The sequence below is a fragment of the Flavobacterium sp. genome, assembly GCF_031409475.1.
Taxonomy (GTDB): Bacteria; Bacteroidota; Bacteroidia; order Flavobacteriales; family Flavobacteriaceae; genus Flavobacterium.
In genome coordinates, this window is record NZ_JANNXH010000062.1 from 118,183 (window position 1) to 143,082 (window position 24,900).

Annotated in this window: 23 protein-coding genes and 1 tRNA gene; 20 read left to right on the plus strand and 4 right to left on the minus strand. The window is 32.4% G+C overall.

Annotated elements, in window-relative coordinates; all coding sequences use genetic code 11:
* Positions 1–22: 22 nt before the first annotated feature.
* On the minus strand, positions 23–817 hold the full coding sequence (gene nadE / locus RMO53_RS11360; protein WP_310380720.1) for an NAD(+) synthase: 795 nt from the start codon (positions 815–817) through the stop codon (positions 23–25).
* A 96-nt stretch (positions 818–913) separates the two neighbouring features.
* Between nadE and gldB the strand changes: the two genes are divergently transcribed.
* Together gldB and gldC are read left to right on the plus strand one after the other, a co-directional pair.
* The gene (gene gldB, locus RMO53_RS11365; RefSeq protein ID WP_310380721.1) at positions 914–1,870 is read left to right on the plus strand and encodes a gliding motility lipoprotein GldB; all 957 of its coding nucleotides are present in this window, start codon (positions 914–916) and stop codon (positions 1,868–1,870) included.
* A complete protein-coding gene (gldC, locus tag RMO53_RS11370) occupies positions 1,870–2,205 on the plus strand; it encodes a gliding motility protein GldC (RefSeq protein WP_310380724.1) in 336 nt (111 codons plus the stop codon). The genes gldB and gldC overlap by 1 nt, the downstream gene beginning before the upstream one ends.
* A 76-nt stretch (positions 2,206–2,281) precedes the next feature.
* Here the strand turns inward: gldC and yihA are convergent, their stop codons facing one another.
* Positions 2,282–2,902 carry a ribosome biogenesis GTP-binding protein YihA/YsxC gene (gene yihA, locus RMO53_RS11375; protein ID WP_310380727.1) on the minus strand — a complete coding sequence of 207 codons (621 nt, stop codon included), beginning with the start codon at positions 2,900–2,902 and terminating at the stop codon, positions 2,282–2,284.
* A 22-nt stretch (positions 2,903–2,924) separates the two neighbouring features.
* A complete protein-coding gene (locus tag RMO53_RS11380) occupies positions 2,925–3,698 on the minus strand; it encodes an alpha/beta hydrolase (protein WP_310380732.1) in 774 nt (257 codons plus the stop codon).
* Positions 3,699–4,073: 375 nt separating this feature from the next.
* Between RMO53_RS11380 and mraZ the strand changes: the two genes are divergently transcribed.
* The 10 genes from mraZ (at position 4,074) to murG (ending at position 14,969) form a co-directional block, all read left to right on the plus strand.
* Positions 4,074–4,547: a division/cell wall cluster transcriptional repressor MraZ gene (gene mraZ, locus RMO53_RS11385; RefSeq protein WP_310380735.1), complete on the plus strand. Its 474-nt coding sequence runs from the start codon at positions 4,074–4,076 to the stop codon at positions 4,545–4,547.
* Positions 4,522–5,430, plus strand: a complete 909-nt coding sequence (gene rsmH, locus RMO53_RS11390; RefSeq protein ID WP_310380737.1) for a 16S rRNA (cytosine(1402)-N(4))-methyltransferase RsmH — start codon at positions 4,522–4,524, stop codon at positions 5,428–5,430. The genes mraZ and rsmH overlap by 26 nt, the downstream gene beginning before the upstream one ends.
* A 13-nt stretch (positions 5,431–5,443) precedes the next feature.
* Positions 5,444–5,791 (plus strand): FtsL-like putative cell division protein, encoded by a 348-nt coding sequence (locus RMO53_RS11395; protein WP_310380740.1) that lies wholly within the window; start codon positions 5,444–5,446, stop codon positions 5,789–5,791.
* On the plus strand, positions 5,782–7,788 hold the full coding sequence (locus RMO53_RS11400; RefSeq protein WP_310380742.1) for a penicillin-binding protein: 2,007 nt from the start codon (positions 5,782–5,784) through the stop codon (positions 7,786–7,788). Before RMO53_RS11395 ends, RMO53_RS11400 begins: the two co-directional genes overlap by 10 nt.
* The gene (locus tag RMO53_RS11405) at positions 7,785–9,248 is read left to right on the plus strand and encodes a UDP-N-acetylmuramoyl-L-alanyl-D-glutamate--2,6-diaminopimelate ligase (RefSeq protein ID WP_310380745.1); all 1,464 of its coding nucleotides are present in this window, start codon (positions 7,785–7,787) and stop codon (positions 9,246–9,248) included. Before RMO53_RS11400 ends, RMO53_RS11405 begins: the two co-directional genes overlap by 4 nt.
* 80 nt (positions 9,249–9,328) lie before the next feature.
* Positions 9,329–10,558: a phospho-N-acetylmuramoyl-pentapeptide-transferase gene (gene mraY / locus RMO53_RS11410; RefSeq protein ID WP_310380749.1), complete on the plus strand. Its 1,230-nt coding sequence runs from the start codon at positions 9,329–9,331 to the stop codon at positions 10,556–10,558.
* 41 nt (positions 10,559–10,599) lie between these two features.
* Complete coding sequence (locus RMO53_RS11415) at positions 10,600–10,953, plus strand: four helix bundle protein (RefSeq protein WP_310380752.1); 354 nt, start codon at positions 10,600–10,602, stop codon at positions 10,951–10,953.
* A 120-nt stretch (positions 10,954–11,073) separates the two neighbouring features.
* Positions 11,074–12,411: a UDP-N-acetylmuramoyl-L-alanine--D-glutamate ligase gene (gene murD / locus RMO53_RS11420; protein ID WP_310380755.1), complete on the plus strand. Its 1,338-nt coding sequence runs from the start codon at positions 11,074–11,076 to the stop codon at positions 12,409–12,411.
* An 80-nt stretch (positions 12,412–12,491) separates the two neighbouring features.
* On the plus strand, positions 12,492–13,805 hold the full coding sequence (locus RMO53_RS11425) for an FtsW/RodA/SpoVE family cell cycle protein (protein WP_310380757.1): 1,314 nt from the start codon (positions 12,492–12,494) through the stop codon (positions 13,803–13,805).
* A 48-nt stretch (positions 13,806–13,853) separates the two neighbouring features.
* Complete coding sequence (murG, locus tag RMO53_RS11430; RefSeq protein WP_310380761.1) at positions 13,854–14,969, plus strand: undecaprenyldiphospho-muramoylpentapeptide beta-N-acetylglucosaminyltransferase; 1,116 nt, start codon at positions 13,854–13,856, stop codon at positions 14,967–14,969.
* 271 nt (positions 14,970–15,240) lie between these two features.
* Here the strand turns inward: murG and RMO53_RS11435 are convergent, their stop codons facing one another.
* Positions 15,241–15,426, minus strand: coding sequence for a hypothetical protein (locus tag RMO53_RS11435; protein ID WP_310380764.1), 186 nt, complete (start codon positions 15,424–15,426; stop codon positions 15,241–15,243).
* Positions 15,427–15,454: 28 nt separating this feature from the next.
* On the opposite strand from RMO53_RS11435, the gene murC reads away from it, so the two are divergent.
* The 8 genes from murC (at position 15,455) to RMO53_RS11475 (ending at position 24,888) form a co-directional block, all read left to right on the plus strand.
* Entirely contained in the window at positions 15,455–16,804 is a 1,350-nt protein-coding gene (gene murC / locus RMO53_RS11440) for a UDP-N-acetylmuramate--L-alanine ligase (protein ID WP_310380767.1), read from the plus strand.
* Positions 16,791–17,513, plus strand: a complete 723-nt coding sequence (locus RMO53_RS11445) for a cell division protein FtsQ (RefSeq protein WP_310380769.1) — start codon at positions 16,791–16,793, stop codon at positions 17,511–17,513. Before murC ends, RMO53_RS11445 begins: the two co-directional genes overlap by 14 nt.
* A 6-nt stretch (positions 17,514–17,519) precedes the next feature.
* The gene (gene ftsA / locus RMO53_RS11450) at positions 17,520–18,890 is read left to right on the plus strand and encodes a cell division protein FtsA (protein WP_310380771.1); all 1,371 of its coding nucleotides are present in this window, start codon (positions 17,520–17,522) and stop codon (positions 18,888–18,890) included.
* 58 nt (positions 18,891–18,948) lie between these two features.
* On the plus strand, positions 18,949–20,877 hold the full coding sequence (ftsZ, locus tag RMO53_RS11455; protein WP_310380773.1) for a cell division protein FtsZ: 1,929 nt from the start codon (positions 18,949–18,951) through the stop codon (positions 20,875–20,877).
* A gap of 369 nt (positions 20,878–21,246) precedes the next feature.
* Positions 21,247–21,696 carry a GatB/YqeY domain-containing protein gene (locus RMO53_RS11460; protein ID WP_310380775.1) on the plus strand — a complete coding sequence of 150 codons (450 nt, stop codon included), beginning with the start codon at positions 21,247–21,249 and terminating at the stop codon, positions 21,694–21,696.
* A 72-nt stretch (positions 21,697–21,768) separates the two neighbouring features.
* Positions 21,769–21,842, plus strand: a tRNA-Arg gene (locus RMO53_RS11465).
* Between the two features lie 172 nt (positions 21,843–22,014).
* On the plus strand, positions 22,015–22,488 hold the full coding sequence (locus RMO53_RS11470; RefSeq protein WP_310380778.1) for a hypothetical protein: 474 nt from the start codon (positions 22,015–22,017) through the stop codon (positions 22,486–22,488).
* A 6-nt stretch (positions 22,489–22,494) separates the two neighbouring features.
* Positions 22,495–24,888, plus strand: a complete 2,394-nt coding sequence (locus tag RMO53_RS11475) for a T9SS type A sorting domain-containing protein (RefSeq protein ID WP_310380780.1) — start codon at positions 22,495–22,497, stop codon at positions 24,886–24,888.
* The last annotated feature ends 12 nt before the right edge of the window (positions 24,889–24,900 follow it).

The following is a 24,900-nucleotide window of genomic DNA, read 5'->3' on the forward strand; positions in this document are numbered from 1 at the left end:
CAAGAAATAGCTGTTTTATCTATCATAAGATGATGCAAACTGGAATTTCTATCATTTTATGCTGATTGATTGTATTTAATTTCTTATAAATGTCAAAAACGATTTTTTCTCTTCCTGAAAAATCACTTGATTTCTTTCCAGATTCATCTTCAATCATTGCCCATTCTAATTCATCATAACTAGCTCCAAGTTGGTCTTCATCTGATCTATCATCGCCAAATAAACCATCAGTTGGAGCTGCATTAAGAATCGATTCGGGAATTTTTAAATACAGTCCCAAAGCGTAGACATCAGATTTCATTAAATCTGCAATTGGACTTAAATCTACACCGCCATCACCATATTTTGTATAAAAACCTACCCCAAAATCTTCCACTTTATTTCCTGTTCCAGCTACTAATAATCCATGAATACCAGCAAAATAATATAAAGTGGTCATTCGTAAACGCGCTCGAGTATTTGCAAGTGATAAGTTTACTTTATCAATATTTGCATCATGAGGCACTTGATTTTTGAAAGTTTCAAATACCGGAGTCAAATCAGCAACAATAGTTGTTACGTTTGGAAATCTTTTTTTTAATTGTTCTATATGTTCCCGAGCACGACTTACATGACTTGGAGCTTGATGAATTGGCATTTCAACGCATAAAGTAGAAAGTCCAGTTTGTGCGCAAAGAGTTGAAGTCACGGCCGAATCTACTCCGCCAGAAACTCCAACAACAAAACCATTAACTTTTGCGTTTTCAGCATACGATTTTAACCAATTCACAATATGTAAATTAACTTTTTCGACTTCAATTGTACTTTTTTTTGCCATGAATGTTTATGTTTTACGAAGTAGGAATGTATATTTGTAAAAATAAAAAATTATACTTTAATATCCCAATACATATAATTAAATTTTATAAATAACATGAAAACATACCTCTATTTAATTTTTATTTATCTCTTTTTTATATCCTGTAATAAAAAAGATAATAGAGCTGATGCTAGCGTATTAACTACCTCAAAAATAGAAGTAATTCGTTTTGATAAAGTTTTTTTTGAAACTTCGCCAAAAGACCTGAATAAAATTAAAAATGAATTTCCGTTTTTTTTTCCTCCAGGAAATGATGATAGTATATGGTTAAACAAAATGCAAGATCCGCTTTGGAGGGAATTATACAGCGAAGTGCAAAAAAAGTATGCAAATATTGAGCCTGTTAAAACTGAGTTTGAAGTACTTTTTAACCATATAAAAAACTATTTTCCAAATACCAAAACACCAAAAATTATCACTGTTATCTCTGAAATGGATTATAACAACAAAGCGATTTACGCGGATAGTTTAGTGATAATTTCGCTCGAATTATACTTGGGAAAAAGTCATAAATTTTATCAATTTCCGGATTATTTAAAACAAAATTTTGAGCAAAAACAAATCATGCCAGATATTGTTTCTAGTTTTTCTGCTCGAAAAATCCCACCCTTTTTAGAAAAAAATTTATTGAGCCAAATGATATATTATGGTAAGCAATTGTATTTAAAAGACCTGCTTTTGCCAGATTACAGCGATTCAGGTAAAATGGGATATTCAACCGCTCAGATTACTTGGTGCGAGGAAAACGAAAGTTATATGTGGCGTTATTTTATTGAAAAAGAAATGTTGTATAGCGACGATCAAAAACTAATGAATAGATTCATAAATCCTGCCCCTTTCTCTAAATTTTACCTCGAAATTGATACGGAATCTCCGGGTAGAGTTGGTGCTTGGATAGGTTGGCAAATTGTTCGCTCTTATATGAATAACAATGAAGTATCTTTGACACAATTATTAGAAACAAATGCCAAAGAACTATTTGAAAAATCTAAATACAAACCAAAAAAGTAATGCCAAATAACAATACATCAGAAATAAAATTTCTCATAGGATTAGATGACAACCGTGTTCCCGAAAAATTAATGTGGACCGCAAAAGATGGAGGAATTGAATTAGAAGAAGCAAAAGCAATCATGTTATCCATCTGGGACAGCAAAGCAAAAGAAACCATGCGTATTGATTTATGGACCAAAGATATGCCGGTTGACGAAATGAAAATATTTTTTCATCAAACATTAGTCGCCATGTCGGATACTTTTAAACGTGCTACAGACGATGAGAAAATGGCAGATACAATGAAGGATTTCTGTGATTATTTTGCTGAAAAATTGGATTTGAAAAAATAATTAGAACTGCCGAAAACAGAAAATTCCAAGACTAAATTTTAGTTTTGGAATTTTTCATACAAATAAAATAAAGTTACTAAAACTGATTATTGTTTTTAAAAACCTCTTGATTTACTTCGTCAATATAATCTAAAACAGTTTCTTTTCCAGTGGCTTCTGTAGCAGAAGTTACAAAATAGTGAGGCATTTCGGCCCAATTATTAGCAAACATTTTCTTTTTGTAAGCTGCAATGTGAGAATCAATTTTTACCTTACTAATCTTGTCCGCTTTCGTAAAAATGATACAAAAGGGTATTTCACTTTCACCCATATACGACATGAATTCAATGTCTATTGCTTGTGCTTCATGGCGAATATCAATTAAAACAAAAGCGCAAACGAGTTGTTCTCTGGTCTCAAAATAATCCGTAATAAATTGTTGAAAAACAGACTTGGTTTTCTTTGAAACTTTTGCATATCCATAACCGGGTAAATCGACTAGAAACCAATTGTTGTTAATTTTAAAATGATTTATCAATTGAGTTTTCCCTGGTCTTCCTGAAGTTTTTGCTAAATTTTTATGATTGGTCAGCATGTTAATTAGAGACGATTTTCCCACATTTGACCTTCCGATAAAAGCATATTCTGGCAAAAAATCTTGCGGACATTTAGCCACATCAGAGTTACTGATAATAAATTCGGCTGTATTTATTTTCATGATTTTATTTGTCTAAATAGTATTAATGAGGTACAAAATGTGTTTTTGTCAACCATTCATCTAACAAACGATTAAACTCATCTGGATGTTCCATCATAGCAGCATGACCACATTTATCTATCCAATATAAAGTCGAATTAGGTAATAATTTATAAAATTCTTCGGCTACTGATGGAGGAGTAACTTTGTCATTCTTTCCCCAAATAATACAGGTTTGAACATGCATTTTAGGCAAATCTTTAGCCATGTTATGTCGAATAGCACTTTTAGCAATTGTCAGAGTTTTAATCAATTTAATTCTATCATTTACAGACGCATAAACCTCGTCAATAAGTTCTTTAGTGGCAATTTTTGGGTCGTAAAAAACATCTTCAGCTTTACTTTTTATATATTCATAATCGCCTCTTTTAGGATAACTATCTCCCATAGCGCTTTCGTAAAGACCTGAACTTCCTGTAATTACAAGACCTGCTACTTTTTCTGGGTACATTTTAGTGTGATATAATGCAATGTGACCGCCCAAAGAATTTCCTAATAAAATAACCCTATCGTACCCTTTGAAAGTAATAAAATCCTTAACATATTTCGCAAAACTTTTCACATTAGTTTTTAATATGTTTTGAGTATAAATGGGTAAATCGGGTATAATTACTTTGTATCCTCTTGTAGAAAAATATTCGGCGACACCATCAAAATTACTTAATCCTCCCATCAAACCATGAAGTACCACCATTGGAGTTCCTTCTCCGATTTCAACAAAGGAATATCTACCTTCTTTTTTATAGTTTTTTTCCATCTATTTGATAGCTTGTTTTCAATTTTCACAAATATAAGATTATTAAAATAGAAATGAATTTTTGAAAAATATTTTTTTATTTATTTCCATAAATTTAATAAAGACTTAAAAACAGTGTTTTTTTAGAACAATTTTTTTAAAATATGTTCTTGTAATTATTCTTAATTTTTAATCTTACATGGTCTAAAATGTAAGTATTGTTTTAAAATATTTTAGGGCTTTTTGTTTTATTTATAAGTAGTGCTAACAATTTGACTGTCCTTAAATTAGAGGTAATAAATCAAAAGTGGTAAAACTTATTAACAAAGTGGTATTTTGTGGTAAATTGTGGTAATAATTTTTATATTTTTGCTTTGTACCATTAAATAATTTTACTTGAATACAATAGTTGGAACATATGAATGTAAAGTCGATGCTAAAGGAAGGCTCTTATTGCCGGCACCTTTAAAAAAGCAATTGGCTACATCACTTCAAAACGGCTTTGTTTTGAAGCGTTCTGTTTTTCAATCTTGTTTGGAATTATATCCCATGGAAGAATGGAATTTAATGATGCAAAAAATCAATAAACTCAATCGATTTGTAAAGAAAAATAATGACTTTATTCGCCGGTTTACTGCAGGTGTAAAAGTGGTAGAAATTGATGCGCTTGGAAGATTATTAGTTCCTAAAGATTTAGTTGTTTTTGCTAGTATTTCAAAAGATGTTGTATTCTCATCTGCTGTTAATATTGTAGAAATTTGGGATAAAAATTTATACGAAAAATCTATTGATGGACAAGATGTAGATTTTGCGGACTTAGCCGAAGATGTAATGGGAAATATAAATGATGGAGACAATGGAATATCATAATCCAGTTTTGCTTCAAGCATCAGTAGATGGTTTAAATATTAATCCAAACGGAATCTATGTTGACGTAACCTTTGGTGGTGGCGGACATTCAAAAGAAATTTTGAGCAGACTCGGTCCAAACGGTAAATTATTCGCTTTTGATCAAGATGAAGATGCATTGTCTAATGCTTTGCTTGATGAAAGATTTACACTCATCAATGAAAATTTTAGATTTATAAAAAGGTTTTTACGTTTTTATGGAGTGAAAAGTGTCGATGGAATTTTGGCAGATTTAGGAGTTTCTTCCCATCAATTTGATGTGCCAGAAAGAGGATTCTCAACTCGTTTTGATGCAGAGTTGGATATGAGAATGAGTCAGAAAAATGATTTGAATGCCTATCGAGTTGTCAATGAATATGATGATGCAAATTTGAAAAGAGTTTTTTTGGACTACGGAGAATTAAAAAATGCACCAGTTTTAGCAAGAACAATTGTAGAAGCTAGACAGCTTAACCCAATAAAAACAACCGATGAGTTAAAGGAAGTTTTGGCAAAATATTTACCCGAAAGAGTTCGCAATAAAGTATTAGCCCAAATCTATCAAGCCATTAGAATTGAAGTGAATCACGAAATGGATGTCTTGAAAGAATTTATCGAGCAATCATTAGATATATTAAATCCTTCCGGAAGATTAAGTGTCATATCCTATCATTCATTAGAAGACCGATTGGTGAAAAGATTTATCAAAAACGGAATGTTTGAAGGAGAACCCGAGAGAGATTTTTACGGAAACTTCTCGGTTCCATTTAAAACTATTGGTAAATTAATTGTGCCAGATAGTGCCGAAATAAAAATCAATAATAGAGCACGAAGTGCAAAATTGAGGATAGCCGAAAAAATATAATTTTTGAGAATAAATGAAAAAAGGAGTTTACAGTATTTTAAAAGCAAGGTTTCTTATAGAAGATGATGCCATAAAAAACTGGCGATTCATTGTATTTCTTATTGTTTTAGCAATTATAATGATTGCAAATACACAACGTTACGAACAAAAAGTATTTAAAATTACGGATCTAACAAACCAGGTTAAAGAATTACGCTCGGAGTTTGTAGACAGACGTTCAGAATTAATGAAACTAAAAATGGAATCGACTGTTTCTGATAAAATGGTAGAAAAACAAATTTTTCCATCAACAGTTCCTCCAACAAAAATAAAAGTTAAAAAAGTAGTAGAAAAAAGTTTTTTAAAAAAAATATGGCAATAGAAGATAAACAAACATCCTACAGAATTTTTCTGGTTGCTTTCTTCATCTTTATGATGGCAATAGCTGTTGCCGTCAAATTAACAAATATCCAGTGGGTTGAAGGCGATTATTACAGAAAATTAGCCAAAGAAAGAACCGTTAAAAATTTTGTTATTCCCGCCAATAAAGGAAATATTTATTCCGCAGACGGAAGCCTTCTAGCAACATCTATCCCAAATTATGAAATTCGATTTGATGCAGTTGCGCCTAAAAATGAAGCTTTTGATAAAAATGTAAAATTATTGTCAGATTCGTTAGCATTAGTTTTAGGAAAGCCAAGTTATTTTTACTTGAACGAATTTAGAAAAGCCAGAGCCAACAAGAACAGATATTATCTTGTCGCACGAGATTTGAGTTATACCGATTTTATAAAAATCAAAGGATTTCCACTATTTAATTTAGGCACATATAAAGGTGGAATTATCATTGAGCAAGAAACGGTAAGGGAACATCCAATAGGCAAAATCGCCGAAAGAACAATTGGCTATGAAAGAACAAATCCTAATGGAACTCTTGATGGCAAAGGGATCGAATGGGCTTTTAGAAAATATCTAAATGGCAAAGATGGTAAAATAGTAAAGCAAAAAATTGCTAAAGGACAATGGAAACCCATACGTGATGTTAACGAAGTTGATCCCCAAGATGGATATGATGTAATATCGACAATTGATGTTTTCATCCAAGATATTGCACATCATGCTTTGTTAAAACAACTCGAATTGTATGAAGCAGATCATGGTTGCGTCGTTGTCATGGAAACCAATTCTGGTAAAATAAAAGCAATTTCTAATTTAGGAAGAGATCATGACGGTTCTTACTATGAAACTACAAATTATGCAATCGCTGAGTCGCATGAGCCAGGTTCAACATACAAATTAGTAGATTTAATGACGCTTCTTGAAGATAAAAAAGTCGATACCAGTACTGTTTTTGATTCACGAGGTGGTGATATTATGTATTCAGGAAAACACGTAAGAGATTCTCATAAAGGAGGTTACGGAAAAATATCTTTGGCACGTGGATTCGAGGTTTCATCAAATACCGTTATGGTTCAAGCGGTTTATAATAACTACAAAAATGATCCGTCAAAATTTGTAAATCGCATCAATAGTTATGGTCTTAATAAATGTTTAGGATTACCAATAAAAGGAGAAGGAAAACCATTTGTGCCACAACCTAGTGATAAAAATTGGTCTAATATTTCGCTCCCATGGATGGCTTTTGGTTATGGTGTTTCTATAACGCCATTACAAACTTTAACTTTTTATAATTCTGTTGCAAATAATGGCGAAATGGTTAAACCACAGTTTGTTTCTGAAATTAAAGAATGGAATAAAACCATCAAAAAATTCGATAAAGAAATTATTAATCCAAAGGTTTGCTCACAAGAAACTTTATTAAAATTAAAAGCCGTTTTACTCAATGCAGTCAAAAAAGGAACAGGGAATAAGCTTTATTCCAAAGACTTTTCAATGGCAGGAAAAACCGGAACTGCACAAGTAAATTATGCTAAAGATGGAGGTTCTGCAAAATATTATGCTTCCTCATTTGTGGGCTATTTTCCAGCGGATAATCCTAAATATTCTTGCATCGTAGTAGTTCATAAACCCAGCACAGCAAATAATAATTATTATGGTGCTGATGTAGCTGGACCTGTTTTCAAACGTATAGCTCAAAAGATTTTTACCGATGCACCATCGACAAATGAAATTAAAAATGTAAACCGAAAAATACAAAAACAAGAACAGGATTACGATACTTATTTTGTCAAATCTCAAAAACAACAAAAATCGGTGGTGCCAAATGTAAGAGGAATGTCTGCAATGGATGCCGTAGCCTTATTTGGAAATCTTGGAGTAAAAGTAAAAATAATTGGGAACGGAAAAGTAAAAACACAATCCATTCAAGCAGGAGAATTATTAGGTAAAAACACAACCATTATACTCGAATTAACGTGATTATTTTAAAAGAAATAATATACAAAGTAGCTATTGAAGCCGTAAAAGGTTCAACGGATATTGCTATCAATAAATTGGATTTTGATTCCAGAAACATTGTGGCAAATGACGTTTTTGTAGCCATTCGTGGCTCAGTTTCTAATGGTCATGATTATATCGAAAAAGCGATTAATCTTGGGGCAGTTGCTATTATTTGTGATTCAATTCCAGAAAACACGATTCCAGGAATTACATACATTCAAGTAAAAGACACCAATAAAGCAATGGCTTTTATGGCTGCAAATTATTTTGGGAACCCTTCTCAAAACTTGAAATTAGTGGGTATTACAGGAACTAATGGCAAAACTACCGTTGCTTCTTTATTGTATCAATTATTCAAAAAAGCAGGTTATAAAGTAGGACTTCTTTCAACAGTCAAAATAATGGTTGACGATATCGAGTACAAAGCCACACATACAACTCCCGATTCTATTACAATAAATCATTATATAAATGAAATGAATGATGCTGGAGTAGAATACTGTTTTATGGAAGTAAGTTCGCACGGAATTCATCAAAAACGCACCGAAGCATTGCATTTTGCAGGTGGTATTTTCACAAATTTATCCCACGATCACTTAGATTATCATCCCACTTTTGCAGAATATCGCGATGTAAAAAAATCATTTTTCGATAATTTACCAAAAACTGCTTTTGCGTTGTCAAATATTGATGACAAGAACGGGCAAGTAATGCTACAAAATACGGCTGCTAAAAAATGTACCTATGCGCTAAAATCATACGCTGATTATAAAGCTCAAATACTCGAAAATCAATTATCGGGTTTATTACTCAAAATTAACGGAAACGATGTTTGGGTAAAACTTATTGGTACTTTCAATGCTTATAATTTATTGGCAATTTACGGAACGGCAGTTCAATTAGGTATGGAAAGCCTCGACGTGCTCAGGTTATTGTCAAATTTAGAAAGTGTTTCAGGACGATTCCAATTTATAGTTTCCAAAACTAATATTACGGCAATTGTAGATTATGCACACACACCGGATGCATTAGAAAATGTGCTAAAAACCATTAACGATATCCGATCTAAAAACGAACAATTAATTACCATTGTAGGTTGTGGTGGCAATAGAGATAAAACTAAAAGACCAATAATGGCAAGCATTGCTACTGAATTAAGTGATAAAGCAATATTGACTTCGGATAATCCTCGTAATGAAAACCCGGAGACAATTATCAATGAAATGGAGCAAGGAGTTGAAGCTCAAAATTATAAAAAATCATTATCAATAACAGACCGAAAACAAGCAATAAAAACCGCTTGTCAACTTGCCCAACCCAATGACATTATATTAATAGCCGGAAAAGGGCACGAAACCTATCAAGAAATTCAAGGTGTTCGTCATGATTTTGATGATATGGAAATCGTAAAAGAACTGTTAGATCAATTAAACAAATAACCGATTTAGAATTTAGAATTTTTGATTTCAACGTAAATCTAAAATCTAAAATCTAAAATCTAAAATCTAAAATCTAAAATATGCTCTACTACTTATTTGAATATTTAGACAAAATAATGGATGTGCCGGGAACGGGAGTTTTTCAATACATCACATTTAGATCGGCATTGGCATTAATGTTATCCTTGCTTTTGTCCACCATTTATGGAAAACGAGTAGTTGGTTTTTTACGCAAACAACAAATCGGGGAAACAGTTCGTGAACTTGGTTTAGAAGGCCAAAAAGAAAAAGCTGGAACTCCTACCATGGGAGGTTTGATAATCATTTTTGCAACTCTAATACCAGTTCTGCTTTTTGCAAAACTACATAATATTTACATTGTGCTATTAATAGTGGCCACTTTGTGGATGGGAACTATCGGATTTATAGACGATTATATTAAAATTTTCAAAAAAGACAAACAAGGATTAAAAGGAATATTCAAAGTTTTTGGGCAAGTAGGATTAGGATTAATTGTTGGCTCGGTTCTCTATTTTCATCCAGGTGTTACCATAAGAACTGATATTGGCAATAGTGATGTTTTTAAAACTACTACAGAGAATGTAACTTCTCAAACCCCATTTGAAGAAAAATCAACCGCAACTACAATTCCATTTTTTAAAAATAATGAATTTGATTACGCAGAATTATTAGCTTGGACAGGCGAAGGTTACGAAAAATGGGCTTGGTTAATATTTATACCTATAGTTATTTTTATTATTACTGCAGTTTCAAATGGTGCAAACTTGACCGATGGAATTGATGGATTGGCCGCAGGAACATCGGCGGTTTCTGTCTTGGCGTTGGGTATTTTCACTTTCGTATCGGGTAATATTATTTTCTCTAATTATTTGAACATAATGTATATACCTCATTCGGGAGAAATGACTGTTTTTATAGCCGCATTTGTTGGATCGTTAATAGGATTTCTTTGGTACAATTCTTATCCAGCATCTGTTTTTATGGGCGACACAGGCAGTTTAACAATTGGGGGAATCATTGCGGTTCTGGCAATTGCGGTTCGAAAAGAAATGCTCATTATTTTATTTTGCGGAATATTTTTTGCCGAAACTTTTTCAGTGGTTTTGCAAGTAGCGTATTTTAAATATACCAAAAAACGTTTTGGCGAAGGCAAAAGAATTTTCTTGATGGCGCCTTTGCATCATCATTATCAAAAGAAAGGCTATCACGAAAGTAAAATTGTAACCCGATTTTGGATTGTGTCTATAATGCTCGCCATATTGTCAATCGTGACTTTAAAACTGCGATAATCAATTAAAAATTGAGAATTAAAAATTAAAAATTTTCGAAAATGAAAGAAAATATTATTCAACAAAAATCATTTCTTTTCGCAATAAGGATAATTAATTTATACAAACATTTAACAGCAAAAAAAAAGGAATTTGTTTTGAGTAAGCAAATTTTAAGATGTGGAACCTCAATCGGTGCAAACATAGAAGAATCAATAGGTGGGCGTTCTGATAAAGAGTTTTTATTCAAACTAGAGCTTTCATATAAAGAAGCAAGAGAAACGATTTATTGGTTGAAACTATTAAAAGAAACCGATTATATTACAATTACTGAATTTAAAAGTGTTTTTGTTGAAGCTGAGGAAATTTGTAAAATTTTAGCAAAAATCATAATAACCTTAAAAGGGAAAATATAAATAAATTAAAAATTAAAAATTGAGAATTAAAATTGTAAACGAGGAATATGAATTTCTCAAATTCAGTTAATCACTCTTCGAAATTTTTAATTTTTAATTCTCAATTTTTAATTAGAAGATATGAGATTAGTAGTTTTAGGTGGTGGCGAAAGTGGTGTAGGTACAGCAATTCTTGGTAAGAAAAAAGGATATGATGTATTTGTGTCCGATTTTGGAAAAATAAAAGAAAATTACAAAAATGTTCTTATAGATAATGGTATTGCTTGGGAAGAAGAAACCCACACAGAGGAATTGATTTTGAATGCCGATGTAGTCATGAAAAGTCCTGGAATTCCTGAAAAAAAATCCGCAATAGTAATAAAACTGGTCGAAAAAGGAATCCCTGTAATTTCAGAAATAGAATTTGCAGCACCATTTACAACGGCAATCACGATTGGAATAACGGGTAGTAATGGCAAGACAACAACAACAATGTTGACCTATCATTTGCTACGATCAGCGGGATTGAATGTAGGATTGGGAGGAAATATCGGAAAGAGTTTTGCTTGGCAAGTTGCAGATGATAAATACGATTCGTATGTACTGGAATTAAGCAGTTTTCAATTAGATGGAATCATAGATTACAAACCACACATTGCTATTATTACCAATATAAGTCCAGATCATTTAGACCGTTACGATTACAAATATGAAAATTACATTGCCTCAAAATTTAGAATAACAAATAACCAAACCGAAGATGATTTTCTCATTTATGATGCAGATGATGAAGCAATCGTAGAATGGTTCAAAAACAATAAAACAAAAGCCCAATTAATTCCTTTTTCATTAACAAAAACATTTGAAAAGGGAGCATTTATAAAAAACAAAAAAATGGAAATAAACATCATCAACGAAGAAGAATTCATCATGGAGACAGAATACATTGCACTTGAAGGAAAACACAATATGAAAAATGCAATGGCAGCAACTTCTGTAGCAAAATTAATGAAAATTAGAAATGCTACAATTCGAGAGAGTTTATCCAATTTTCAAGGAGTGGAACACCGCCTCGAGAAAGTGTTGAAAATCCAAAATGTGCAATACATTAACGATTCAAAAGCGACTAATGTCAACGCTACTTTTTTTGCACTAGACAGCATGATTACTCCAACAGTTTGGATTGTTGGTGGTGTTGACAAGGGAAATGATTACCAGGAATTGATGTCTATGGTTCGTGAAAAGGTAAAAGCGATCATCTGTCTTGGCGTAGATAATAAAAAAATTATTGATGTTTTTGGCAATGTAGTCGATATAATGATCGAAGTCAATAGCATGGATGATGCAGTAAAAATGGCGCAGCGATTGACCGAAAAAGGAGACACCGTTTTATTATCACCAGCTTGTGCGAGTTTCGATTTATTCGAAAATTACGAAGACAGAGGAAATCAATTCAAACAAGCGGTTAGGAATCTGTAAATAAATTGGCACTAGGTTAAAGGTGTTAGGTCTTACGACTAAAACCCATAACCCAAAACCTATAACACATAACTTAATAAATGAAAGAACTAATAAACAACTTAAAAGGAGATAAAGTAATATGGTCATTCGTGGCTTTATTAGCGCTGTTTTCGTTTATGCCTGTTTTTAGCGCAAGTAGTAATTTGGCATACATGAACCATGGAACGGGAAATACGATTAGTTATTTACTCAAGCATTTGGCTCATATTTTTATTGGTTTTGTAATAATTTATTGGGTTCATAAAGTGCCATTTCATTATTACAGAGGAATTTCTAAAATTGCTTTACCTATAGTTTGGATTTTGTTAGCTTATACAATGATAAAAGGAACTGTTATCGCTGGAGCTAATGCCAGCAGATGGATTCAAGTGCCATTCATTGGAATTACATTTCAAACTTCGACAGTGGCGTCAATAGTTCTTATGCTATTTGTTGCTAGATATTTGTCTAAAAAACGAGAGGAAGAAATCACTTTTCAAGCCTCATTAATCGAACTTTGGCTGCCCGTTTTCATTACATTAATTTTTATTTTACCTTCAAACTTATCTACAGCAGCATTACTATTTTCAATGGTATTAATGCTAACTTTTATTGGAAAATATCCATTAAAATATATTGGTTTCATAGTTGGCGCAGGAATAGCGTCATTATTATTATTTGTTTTGTTGGCAAAAGCTTTTCCAGATGCATTCCCAAACCGGGTTGACACTTGGATTTCTAGGATAGAAAATTTTACAAGCGATAAACCAGGCGAAGACGATTATCAAATAGAAAAAGCAAAAATAGCAATCGCTACTGGCGGAGTTTATGGTTTAGGACCAGGAAAAAGTGTGCAAAAACATTTCTTACCGCAGTCATCATCAGATTTTATCTATGCCATTATTGTCGAAGAATGGGGATTAATAGGTGGTTTTGGAGTGTTGTTTTTATATCTATTATTATTTTTTAGATTCATAGTTGCGGCACATAAAGCAAATTCATTGTTTGGAAAATTACTGGTTGTTGGGCTTGGATTTCCCATGATTTTTCAAGCCATGATTAATATGGCAGTAGCTGTAGAATTATTGCCTGTAACAGGACAAACTTTACCGTTAATAAGTAGTGGAGGAAGTTCCATTTGGATGACTTGTATTGCACTCGGAATCATAATAAATGTCACTAAAAAAGAGGATGAAATTGCACTCGAAAACAAAGACAAAGCCAGAAGAGAAGCGGCACTCCAGAAAATAATTGACAAACAATTACTCGAAGAGGATGAATCAGAAGAATTAGTTCCAGAATATTTAGACGAAAAAAATTATTCTATAAGAGAAACTAATACAAATCCAATGAAAGCAGTTTTGAATAAGTAAGCAATTAGTAGAAATCGCTTTTCAGTTTACAAATTACAATTTAGAAAAATGACAAAATACAAATTCATATTAAGTGGTGGCGGAACAGGTGGACATATCTATCCTGCAGTTGCTATTGCAAATGAATTAAAATCTCGTTTTCCTGATGCAGAGTTTCTATTTGTGGGTGCCAAAGATAAAATGGAAATGCAAAAAGTGCCACAATCAGGGTACAAAATCAAAGGACTTTGGATTGCTGGTTTACAACGAAAATTAACTTTTCAAAACGCATTATTTCCAATAAAATTATTGGATAGTTTATGGAAATCTCGATCGATAATAAAACAATTTAAGCCCAATGTAGTTATTGGAACGGGTGGTTTTGCGTCTGGCCCATTATTACAAATGGCGAATATGATGCATATTCCAACGTTGATTCAGGAGCAAAATTCTTTTCCGGGAATTACTAATAAATTATTAAGTAAAAAGGCAAATAAAATTTGTGTAGCATACGAAAATCTAGAGCGTTTTTTTCCAAAAGAGAAAATTATTTTGACAGGAAATCCAGTGCGTCAAGATTTAATAGATATCGAAAGCAAAAGGGCAGAAGCACTTCAGTATTTCAATTTAGACGCCAATAAAAAAACACTCTTGGTTCTTGGCGGAAGCCTTGGCGCAAGAAGAGTAAACCAATTAATCGAAAAGGAATTAAATAATATTGTTTCGCAAGAAGTTCAGGTAATATGGCAATGCGGAAAATTATATTTCGAAGATTATAAAAAATACAATTCGGACAAACTCATAACTCATAACTCACAACTTATAACTGTTCTTGCTTTTATCGAAAAGATGGATTTGGTTTATGCAGCAGCAGATTTTGTGATTTCAAGAGCTGGAGCATCATCGGTTTCGGAGCTTTGTATTGTAGGAAAGCCTGTGATTTTTATTCCATCGCCCAATGTATCCGAAGACCATCAAACCAAAAACGCAAAATCTATAGTCGATAAAAAAGGCGCAATTCTTTTAAAAGAAAACGAATTAGATGAAAATTTTACAACCGTTTTTTCGGATTTAATTGTAAACCAAAATTTGCAAAAAGAATTAAGTGAGAATATAAAATCATTGGCTTTGCCAAACGCAACAAAACAAATAGTTGACGAAATCGTTTCTTTAATTAAAAATTAAAAATTTATATTTAATTTGAATGTTTTACTAATGGATACCTATTTGTAATTATTTCAAGTTGATTTATTATTTTCGGTAAATGAGATTGGTCGAAATTTATTGTAAATAGTAAAACGTTACCATTTCCTGCAAAATCCATAAGTTCACACTTAGCAGTCAAATGACCGACTCCATCGCCAACTATATTTATATTTACTTGATTTTCAATTGTATTAAATACTGCGCTACCATCTAATTTATTATAAAGTAATTTTAACTGTATCAAAAAATCTTAAAAATCATATTTCTCTAAATGAGCATTGAAATTTCCTGAAAAGCAACCCGCTTTTGCAATAATTTTTGATTTTAACCAATATGTATCGCACTCTATTTCGGCTTGGGAATTTTCTACATCAATTATACAAATTCGAATAGAGTCACCACTATCAGAAATCTCAAAATATATATCTTCATTCATTTTTAATTCGTAATTTTTAATTGATAAAATGAATCTAAATCAAATACATAACGTCTATTTTATAGGAATCGGAGGAATTGGGATGAGTGCTTTGGCACGTTATTTCAAAGCCATTGGCAAGAATGTATCGGGTTATGATAAAACTCAAACTGAACTTACTCGAGAGCTAAAACAATTAGATATTGCGATTCATTTTGAGGACAAAATTGATTTAATTCCAGCTGATTATTACATAGAAAACACATTGGTAATTATTACACCAGCAGTTCCAATGCAACATTCTGAATGGAATTATTTCTTAGAACGTGATTATGTAGTAAAGAAAAGAGCCGAAGTATTAGGAATTATCACAAAAGACACTTTTTGTTTCGCAGTTGCTGGAACTCACGGAAAGACAACAACATCAAGTATTCTAGGACATATTCTTTACGAAAGTGGCGCTGATGTTACGGCTTTTATTGGCGGAATTGTCGAAAATTACAATTCGAATTTGATCGGAAATGGTAAAACAATTACCGTAGTCGAAGCAGATGAATTCGATCGTTCCTTCCTTCATTTGCATCCAAATATTGCATGTGTAACCTCAATGGATGCGGATCATTTAGATATTTATGGAGACAGTGCTGCAATTGAAGCTTCGTTTGTGGAATTTGCAGATAAGGTAGAGGACAAAACCAAACTTTTCATAACCCGAGATTTGCCAATTCAAGGCGTTACTTGTGCCGTAAACGAAGAAGCTTTTTTCTCCGCTTTTAATATCAGAATTGTAAACAGCCACTATGTTTTTGATGTAAAAACACCTTTAGAAACAATAAAAAATTTAGAATTTAGTTTACCAGGAAAACATAATTTAATGAATGCTTTAATGGCACTGGCGATGGCAAAAACTTTCGGCATCCCAAACGGAGACATTGCTAGTGCTTTGCATTCATTCAAAGGAATAAAACGCAGATTTTCATACCAAATTAAAACAGACAATCTGATTTATATTGATGATTATGCACACCATCCAACCGAAATAGATGCAGTTAATCAAGCAGTACGAGAATTATATCCAAACCAGAAAGTGCTGGCTATTTTTCAGCCGCATTTGTTCAGTAGAACCAAAGATTTTGCCGATGATTTTGCCAAAAGTCTTTCCGCTTTTGATGAAGTAATTTTATTAGATATTTATCCAGCACGTGAATTACCAATGGAAGGAATAACCTCACAATGGTTATTAAACAAAATGAAGCATAATAATAAAAAATTAGTTTCAAAACAGGAGTTAATTCCTTCAATATTGCAAAGTAAAGCATCCGTGATTGTTACCATTGGAGCAGGAGATATTGGAGAGCAGGTACAATTCATTAAAAAAGCATTAAATGAAACTATTTAATTGGCCAAATATTCGACTTGTACTAATGTTTTCATTGGTAGTTTTCCTTTTTTCCTTTACTTCAAATCGAAATAGTCAAAGAAAAGTCGCGAAATCAACAGTTATTTTTGTAGGAAATATTGACCCATTTATCAATCAGGAAACGGTTAATAAATTGTTAATAGAAAATAATCAAGACCCACAAAGTATAGGTAAAGATAAATTAGATTTGAATAAATTGGAAAAGTCGTTGAACGGACATGAAATGATTGAGAAATCGGATGTGTTTGTTAGCATTGATGGCATTCTAAAAGCAGTAGTAAAACAAAAAACTCCTATAGCTAGAGTTTTTAATAATGGGCACTCTTTTTATATTGATTATGAAGGAAATACAATGCCATTATCGGATAATTTTACAGCTAGAGTTCCACTTGTTTCGGGGGAAATTAATAAAAAAAATAAAGAAGATTTAGCCGATTTATTTCGCATAATCTATGACGATGCGTTTTTGAAAAAAAACATCATTGGCGCTCAAATTATGCCAAATGGAAGCTTGTTAATGTTCAATAGAAATTTCAATTATCAAATCGATTTTGGAAGAATAATGAACCTAGAGCATAAATTTAAAAATTACAAAGCTTTTTTTCAAAAAGCAGTTTTAGATAGTTCGCTATACAAATATAAAATAATTGACCTCAGGTTTTCACAACAAGTGGTGTGTACTAAATAATAGATAATGGAAAAAGAGAATATTGCGGTAGGTCTTGACATAGGCACAACAAAAATTGTTGCCATGATAGGCAAGAAAAATGAGTATGGAAAACTGGAAATACTAGGTGTTGGTAAATCCAAAAGTTTAGGTGTGGCAAGAGGTGTTGTAAATAATATTACACAAACCATACAATCCATTCAACAAGCAGTACTCGAAGCAGAAACAAAGTCTGGATATAAAATTAAAGATGTAGTTGTAGGTATTGCAGGACAACACATTCGCAGTATTCAACACAGTGATTACATCATTAGAAGCAATGCCGAGGAAGTAATTGGTGGAAACGACATACAACTTTTGATAGATCAGGTTAATAAATTAGCAATGCTTCCGGGTGAAGAAATAATTCATGTTTTGCCACAAGAATTTAAAATCGATGGACAATCAGACATCAAGGAACCAATAGGTATGTATGGCGGAAGATTAGAATCCAGTTTTCATGTCGTTGTAGGACAAGCATCATCAATTCGAAATGTAGGCAGATGCATTCAAAGTTCTGGAATAGAATTATCCGGATTGACACTAGAACCACTAGCATCATCTGATGCAGTTTTGAGTCAAGAAGAAAAAGAAGCTGGAGTTGCATTGATTGATATTGGTGGCGGAACAACAGATTTAGCCATTTTTAAAGATGGAATTATTCGACACACTGCCGTTATTCCTTTTGGAGGAAACGTCATTACCGATGATATAAAGGAAGGCTGTTCTATTATAGAAAAACAAGCAGAATTATTGAAAGTAAAATTTGGTTCAGCATGGCCAGGAGAAAATAAAGACAACGAAATAGTTTCTATTCCTGGATTGAGAGGAAGAGAGCCAAAAGAAATTTCGTTAAAGAATTTATCAAAAATAATTCATGCACGTGTTGTTGAAATTATTGAGCAAGTTTTCACCGAAATAAAAGAGTATGGACACGAAGATCCACGCAGAAAATTAATTGCTGGAATAGTACTTACAGGTGGTGGAGCTCAATTAAAACACGTAAAACAATTAGTTGAATACATCACCGGAATGGATACGAGAATAGGATATCCTAACGAACATTTAGCAGGAAATTCTGACGAAGAAATATCAAGTCCTTTATATGCTACAGCAGTAGGTTTAGTAATGAATAGCATCGAAAATAATTCGCAAAGTGCTATTAAAATAGACCAAGTAAGTATGCTTACAGCAATCAAAGTACCCGTTTATAAAGCCCCAGAAATGGTGGAACCGGAAACGGAAGTCGAAGCTCAAAACAATAGTAACAACGAAGAATCTACAGAAACCAAAATACGAAGATCCTTTTTTGACAGATATGTAGATAAAATTAAAGATTTCTTAGACAACGCAGAATAAAGCATACAAAACAGAAGCAGAAAATTAAAATAAATAAAAATATCAAAAACCAAATAAAATGATGAGCAACTCAGAATTTGGAAGTATTTCATTCGATTTACCTAAAAACCAATCTAATGTTATAAAAGTAATTGGAGTAGGTGGTGGCGGAAGTAACGCCATAAACCACATGTTTAAACAAGGTATAAAAGGCGTAGACTTTATAGTTTGTAACACCGATTCTCAAGCACTTGAAAACAGTTCAGTGCCCAATAAAATTCAGTTAGGTGTAAACTTAACCGAAGGACTTGGAGCTGGAGCAAACCCTGATATAGGCCAACAATCTGCGATAGAAAGTATTGCCGATATTGAAAAAATGCTTGACAGCAATACCAAGATGGTATTTATCACTGCAGGAATGGGTGGAGGAACAGGAACTGGTGCTGCGCCAGTAATTGCACAACTTGCCAAAGAGCGTGATATTCTAACCGTAGGAATTGTAACATTACCTTTCTTGTTTGAAGGAAAAGTGCGTCAAGAACAAGCACTTATAGGAATCAATAAATTGCGCAAACAAGTAGACTCATTAATTGTTATCAATAATAATAAATTAAGAGAAGTATACGGCAACCTTGGTTTCAAAGCAGGATTTTCAAAAGCAGATGAAGTTTTAGCAACTGCCTCAAGAGGAATTGCCGAAGTGATTACACATCACTATACTCAAAACATCGATTTGAAAGATGCTAAAACCGTATTGTCAAACAGCGGAACAGCCATAATGGGTTCTTCAGTTGCGTCCGGTGATAATAGAGCTAAAGAAGCCATCATGGCTGCATTAGATTCCCCATTGTTAAATGATAATAAAATAACAGGTGCCAAAAACGTATTGTTGCTTATCGTTTCTGGTTCTGACGAAATTACTATTGATGAAATAGGTGAAATAAATGATTTTATTCAATCAGAAGCAGGGCATAATGCAAATATAATTATGGGTGTTGGAGAAGATGAAACTCTCGACAACGCAATATCAGTTACTATAATTGCCACAGGATTTGACGTTGAACAACAAAACGAAATTGTAAACACAGAACCCAAAAAGATAATTCATACACTCGAAGACGAACAGAAAAATGTTTATGATTTAACAAAAAAAACAGTTGATACCTTTAATTATAATAGCGAATTAACCGCATCAAATACTGAGGAAAGAATCGTTTTCGAATTATTAGAAGATACCGATGCTGAACCAGAACAAGTAATAATCAATTCAGAAGAACTTATGGTTATGTCTGAATTTATTAAAAATTTAGACGTAACTTTTGAAATTGTTTCTCCAATAAAAGATATTGATTTTGTAGTTTCATCACCAAAAGTTAGAGACATAAAAGTGGTGGAAGCAAAAGTTTTTGAAAAACAAGAGCAAGCAACTTTCTCTTTTGATTTGCCTCTTTTTAAATCAATTCCAGTTGTTGAAGAACAAGAAACTAAAGTTGTATTTGACCTTACAGAAGAAACCCGTAATATAAATGTTAACGAACCGGTTCAATTTGTACCCGTAACAGAACTTTCGGATAATGGCGTTATCAAATATTCTTTAGAAGAGTATATGGAAATCGAAAATAATTTTTTAGATTCAAAACCAGAGGTAAAAGCAGTTGAGGAACTAATTCCAGAAGAGTTGAATATTACTATGAAACAAGTAGATTTGGCCACAAATACAACATCAGAATTCGAAAATATTTCTCCAATCGAAATGACAATTCAAGATACATTGAAGTTCAGAGCCGACGAAAGACGTAAAAAACTTAAAGACTTCAATTATAAATTTCATAATAATATCTCTAAAATTGATGAACTCGAAAGAGAGCCAGCCTATAAAAGATCAGGAATAGATCTTACAAACACTCAAACAAATAATACAAATTCAAGAATATCAGTAGGAACAGACAGCAACGATGATCTACAGTTGCGATCTAACAATTCCTATTTGCATGATAACGTAGATTAACTAATTCAAACCAAAGTTACTAAACCCGAAAATTGAATTCAATTTTCGGGTTTTTTTTACCAAGACTAGAGTAAAGTAAACTATTGCAATTTCCATTAAAATTCTTTAAATTTGTCGGGCCTTAATCCAGCTGTTCGTTGCAAGTTTTTTTCGAAAATGCTTTTTTCCAAGAACCTAAAAGAGCTTCCTTTGGTCGCTTTTTAAGTTCAGGAAAAAATACATTTTCTCACAAAAAGCTTTCCACTTCCATCTGGGGCAATAAAAAAAGTAATCAGTTTGCAGCCTGCCTGTCGGCAGACAAGTATTCAGTTTTCAGGTCTAACGCAAATCGAAAATCATAAATCGTTAATTTAAAATCAAAAATCTATAATGAGTTTATCAATACAAATCATGGAGGAAATAAAAACCGCCATGAGAGCCAAAGATACTGTAGCACTAGAAGCATTGCGAGCTATAAAATCTGAGATTCTACTGGCACAAACAGCAACAGGATCAAAAGAAGAAATCTCTGCAGCAGACGAAATCAAATTACTCCAAAAATTAGTAAAAACCCGTAAGGACAGCGCCAAGATTTTCACGGAACAAAACAGGTTGGATTTAGCGGAACCAGAATTGGCACAAATTGCTGTAATCGAAAAATTCCTCCCAGCGCAATTAAGTGAATCCGAAGTAGAAGCAGTAATAGCAAAAATCATTGCCGAAACTGGCGCAACAGGAATTGCCGCTATGGGAAAAGTAATGGGATTAGCTGCGGCTCAATTAGGCGGAACCGCCGAAGGAAAAACAATTTCAACACTAGTCAAGAAACTATTGACATAAAATATTTGATTGTTGATTACCGTTTTTAAATCTAAAATCTAAATTCGTTAATCAGCAATCTAAAATCATATTGGCTGCGTAGTTCAACTGGATAGAATATCAGATTTCGACTCTGAGGGTTACAGGTTCGAACCCTGTCGCGGTCACAAAAAAAGCTAGATAAATTCTAGCTTTTTTTATTGGAGTTATTTTTTTTGATAAAGTTTAATTTTAACACGAAAATTGCTAATTAAAAGATTATATTTATTCCGAAAAAGTAAAATTTATTTCACTAAAAATCATTATTAATATTATGCATTTACGTTTAAAGAATTAATCATGAAAAAATATTTATTTCTACTTTTATTTTTTATGTCAGTGTTGATTGTGAATTCGCAAACTAATATAGCCATAGATGCGGCTCCTAGAAAAGTAAAATTGTCTTGGGATGCAAGCACGATTATAGGCATAAAAAATTATAAAATATATAGAGGACTTAACCCTAGTCCAACTAGTTTATTGGCTACAACAACTACTGTTTCGTATATTGATTTATTCTTGAACAATGGAATTAGGTATTATTATCGTATAACAGCGGTAAAAGCGGATGACTCAGAAACCGATTATAGCACAGATGTTTCTGGTACTCCACTTGGAGTATGGCATGTTGAAAAATCAGGAACACCTAACGGGTTTGGTTCATCAACATCGCCTTTGTTGCTAATTCAATCTGCGATTGATTTATCTGCAAGTGGAGAAACTGTTTTAGTAGGTGATGGAATTTTTCAAGAAAAATTACAAATAAATAAATAAATTGATTTGCTATCGGTTAATGGATATAAAAATACATCTCTTTTAATTCCCAAATATAGTAATGGAACATACATCATAAATTGCAACTCTAATATTCTTGTTAAAGGCTTCACAATCGACTGTGCAAATGATGACGGTACAAACGGTGGTATTGCGGCAAGTTTTGGGATGAGTAAAATTATAATCGATAGGTGTTTTTTTAATGACAATAGTGCGCCAGTATATTTCTACAGAGGTATTAATGTCGAAGTATATAACTCGATATTTAAAAATAATTCTTATTGTTTTTATGGAATGGACTGTATTGATAACAACATTGTTATTAATAATTCTTTGTTTTTAAATACTCGCTATCCTATATTTAGTGGGACAAATAGTTATTATACAGGGGTTTTTAATAATTCTATTATTTTATTGAGCCCAATATTTCAGGATGATAGAATAAAGTATAGTTTTAATAAAGTTTTAATTACCTCAGTCAACAACGATAATTACGTAGGGACTTATGTTAAAGTTCCCAATGTTGAAGCAATAAAATTTACGGATTATGTCAATGAAAATTTTTCATTGACCAATTACTCACCAGCTATTGGTTATGGATTTTCCTCAATTGGAGTTGTCAATGATATTCTAGGAAATTCCAGGCCAAATCCTTATGGATCGAATCCTGATGTAGGTCCTTTTGAAAGTGCATTGGGTTTACCTACCAACAAATCACCTACTTTAAATCAAATTAGTGATATTTATGTTAATCAAAATGTATCTCAACAAACGGTTAACTTATCTGGAATAAGTGATGGCGACATATCTGCTTCACAAAATATAACAATTACGGCAACTAGTAATAATAAGGACTTGATTCCAAATCCGGCTGTGATTTATTCTTCAAACACAACAACTGGGATTTTACAATTTACCCCAGTTTCAGATGAATCTGGATCAGCTATCATAACTGTTACTGTTCATGATAATGGAGGCGTTTTAGATGGCGGAATTGATATTATAGTTAGAACTTTCACTGTTATTGTCAATAGCACACCTACGGATATTATTCTCTCCGCAAATTCAGTACCTGAAAATTTAAATAATAAAGTTATTGGAAATCTTTCAGTAATAGATATAAATATTATAGATACTCATACGTTTCAATTCGTTTCTGGAAATGGAGATACTAATAATGCAAACTTTGTCATTGTAAATGGGAATCAACTTCAAAATGTTGTGCCTTTTGATTTCGAAACGAAATCATCTTATTCTATTAGACTTCAAGTAAGAGATAATGCTGGAAATACTTTTGAAAAAACATTTGCGATAAGTATAGTTAATCTAAATGAGATTGCTATTACCTACAGTGCTGTAAATTTATATTGTTCTGGAAGTATTTCGATAAATACTGTGACTAATACTTCAGGAATAGTAAAGTATTTTTGGACAGCATCTAATGGAGGACTTATTCAAACTGCAGAAAAAAACAGTCCCAATTTAACTAATTTATCAGCGGGAACCTATACTATCAACATTACCGATGATTATTTTAATTACTCCCAAAACATTATTATAACATTATTACCTCAATTCCAGAACATAAATGTATGTTTTGTTTCAAGTGACGAAGCGGAAGTATTAAAAAACAGGGTTTACATTAATAACCAAGGTGCATACAATGTCGGCTTTTATGAAATTTTAAGAGAAACAAATATTTCAAATTATTATACTTCTATTGGAACCATTACTGCATCTGAAAATTCATTTTTAGATTTGAATTCAGACAATACTTCAAAGTCATATAGATACAAAGTACGATTAGTTGATAACTGTGGAAATGCTTCCTCAAATTCGGGATTTCATAAAACAATTTTATTGCAAAGTACTGTTGCCATAAATAATTCAGTAAGTTTAAGTTGGACACCTTATGAAGGGATTTCTTACGGAACTTATAATATTTATAGAAAAACAAATTTAGGCCTCTTTGAACTTATTGGTTCAATACCTTCAACTGATTATGCTTATAATGATCAAACAGCCAATATAACTAGTAACAAATACGAATATTATGTTGCTATTGATGTTAACTCTTGTTCGACAAATGTTGCAGGCAAAATAAAAGGAGTTTCAGCAATTAAATCAAATCGTCAGAAGCTAGGAAATAGTCTTTCAATTGATGCAAATAAGCTTTCTTCTGAAATTATTTTGTATCCAAATCCAGTTTTCTCAAAAGTGTTTTTAAAAATTCCTGAATCATTAGAATTAAACGGAATAGAAATATATAATAGTTTAGGTCAATCAATTAAGTTTTTTAAAGAAAAGGAGTTTTCAGTTGACTTTCTTCCAACTGGAACCTATTTGATGAAAATATTTACAAATCAGGGAACAGTCGTTAAGAATTTTATTAAGAAATAATTTATTAGTGAA

Coding starts and splice junctions, on each gene's coding strand:
- nadE (WP_310380720.1), bottom strand. CDS start 817: ATGGCAAAAAAAAGTACAATTGAAGTCGAAAAAGTTAATTTACATATT.
- gldB (WP_310380721.1), top strand. CDS start 914: ATGAAAACATACCTCTATTTAATTTTTATTTATCTCTTTTTTATATCC.
- gldC (WP_310380724.1), top strand. CDS start 1,870: ATGCCAAATAACAATACATCAGAAATAAAATTTCTCATAGGATTAGAT.
- yihA (WP_310380727.1), bottom strand. CDS start 2,902: ATGAAAATAAATACAGCCGAATTTATTATCAGTAACTCTGATGTGGCT.
- RMO53_RS11380 (WP_310380732.1), bottom strand. CDS start 3,698: ATGGAAAAAAACTATAAAAAAGAAGGTAGATATTCCTTTGTTGAAATC.
- rsmH (WP_310380737.1), top strand. CDS start 4,522: ATGATGGAGACAATGGAATATCATAATCCAGTTTTGCTTCAAGCATCA.
- RMO53_RS11395 (WP_310380740.1), top strand. CDS start 5,444: ATGAAAAAAGGAGTTTACAGTATTTTAAAAGCAAGGTTTCTTATAGAA.
- RMO53_RS11400 (WP_310380742.1), top strand. CDS start 5,782: ATGGCAATAGAAGATAAACAAACATCCTACAGAATTTTTCTGGTTGCT.
- mraY (WP_310380749.1), top strand. CDS start 9,329: ATGCTCTACTACTTATTTGAATATTTAGACAAAATAATGGATGTGCCG.
- RMO53_RS11415 (WP_310380752.1), top strand. CDS start 10,600: ATGAAAGAAAATATTATTCAACAAAAATCATTTCTTTTCGCAATAAGG.
- murD (WP_310380755.1), top strand. CDS start 11,074: ATGAGATTAGTAGTTTTAGGTGGTGGCGAAAGTGGTGTAGGTACAGCA.
- RMO53_RS11425 (WP_310380757.1), top strand. CDS start 12,492: ATGAAAGAACTAATAAACAACTTAAAAGGAGATAAAGTAATATGGTCA.
- murG (WP_310380761.1), top strand. CDS start 13,854: ATGACAAAATACAAATTCATATTAAGTGGTGGCGGAACAGGTGGACAT.
- RMO53_RS11435 (WP_310380764.1), bottom strand. CDS start 15,426: ATGAATGAAGATATATATTTTGAGATTTCTGATAGTGGTGACTCTATT.
- murC (WP_310380767.1), top strand. CDS start 15,455: ATGAATCTAAATCAAATACATAACGTCTATTTTATAGGAATCGGAGGA.
- RMO53_RS11445 (WP_310380769.1), top strand. CDS start 16,791: ATGAAACTATTTAATTGGCCAAATATTCGACTTGTACTAATGTTTTCA.
- ftsA (WP_310380771.1), top strand. CDS start 17,520: ATGGAAAAAGAGAATATTGCGGTAGGTCTTGACATAGGCACAACAAAA.
- ftsZ (WP_310380773.1), top strand. CDS start 18,949: ATGATGAGCAACTCAGAATTTGGAAGTATTTCATTCGATTTACCTAAA.
- RMO53_RS11460 (WP_310380775.1), top strand. CDS start 21,247: ATGAGTTTATCAATACAAATCATGGAGGAAATAAAAACCGCCATGAGA.
- RMO53_RS11470 (WP_310380778.1), top strand. CDS start 22,015: ATGAAAAAATATTTATTTCTACTTTTATTTTTTATGTCAGTGTTGATT.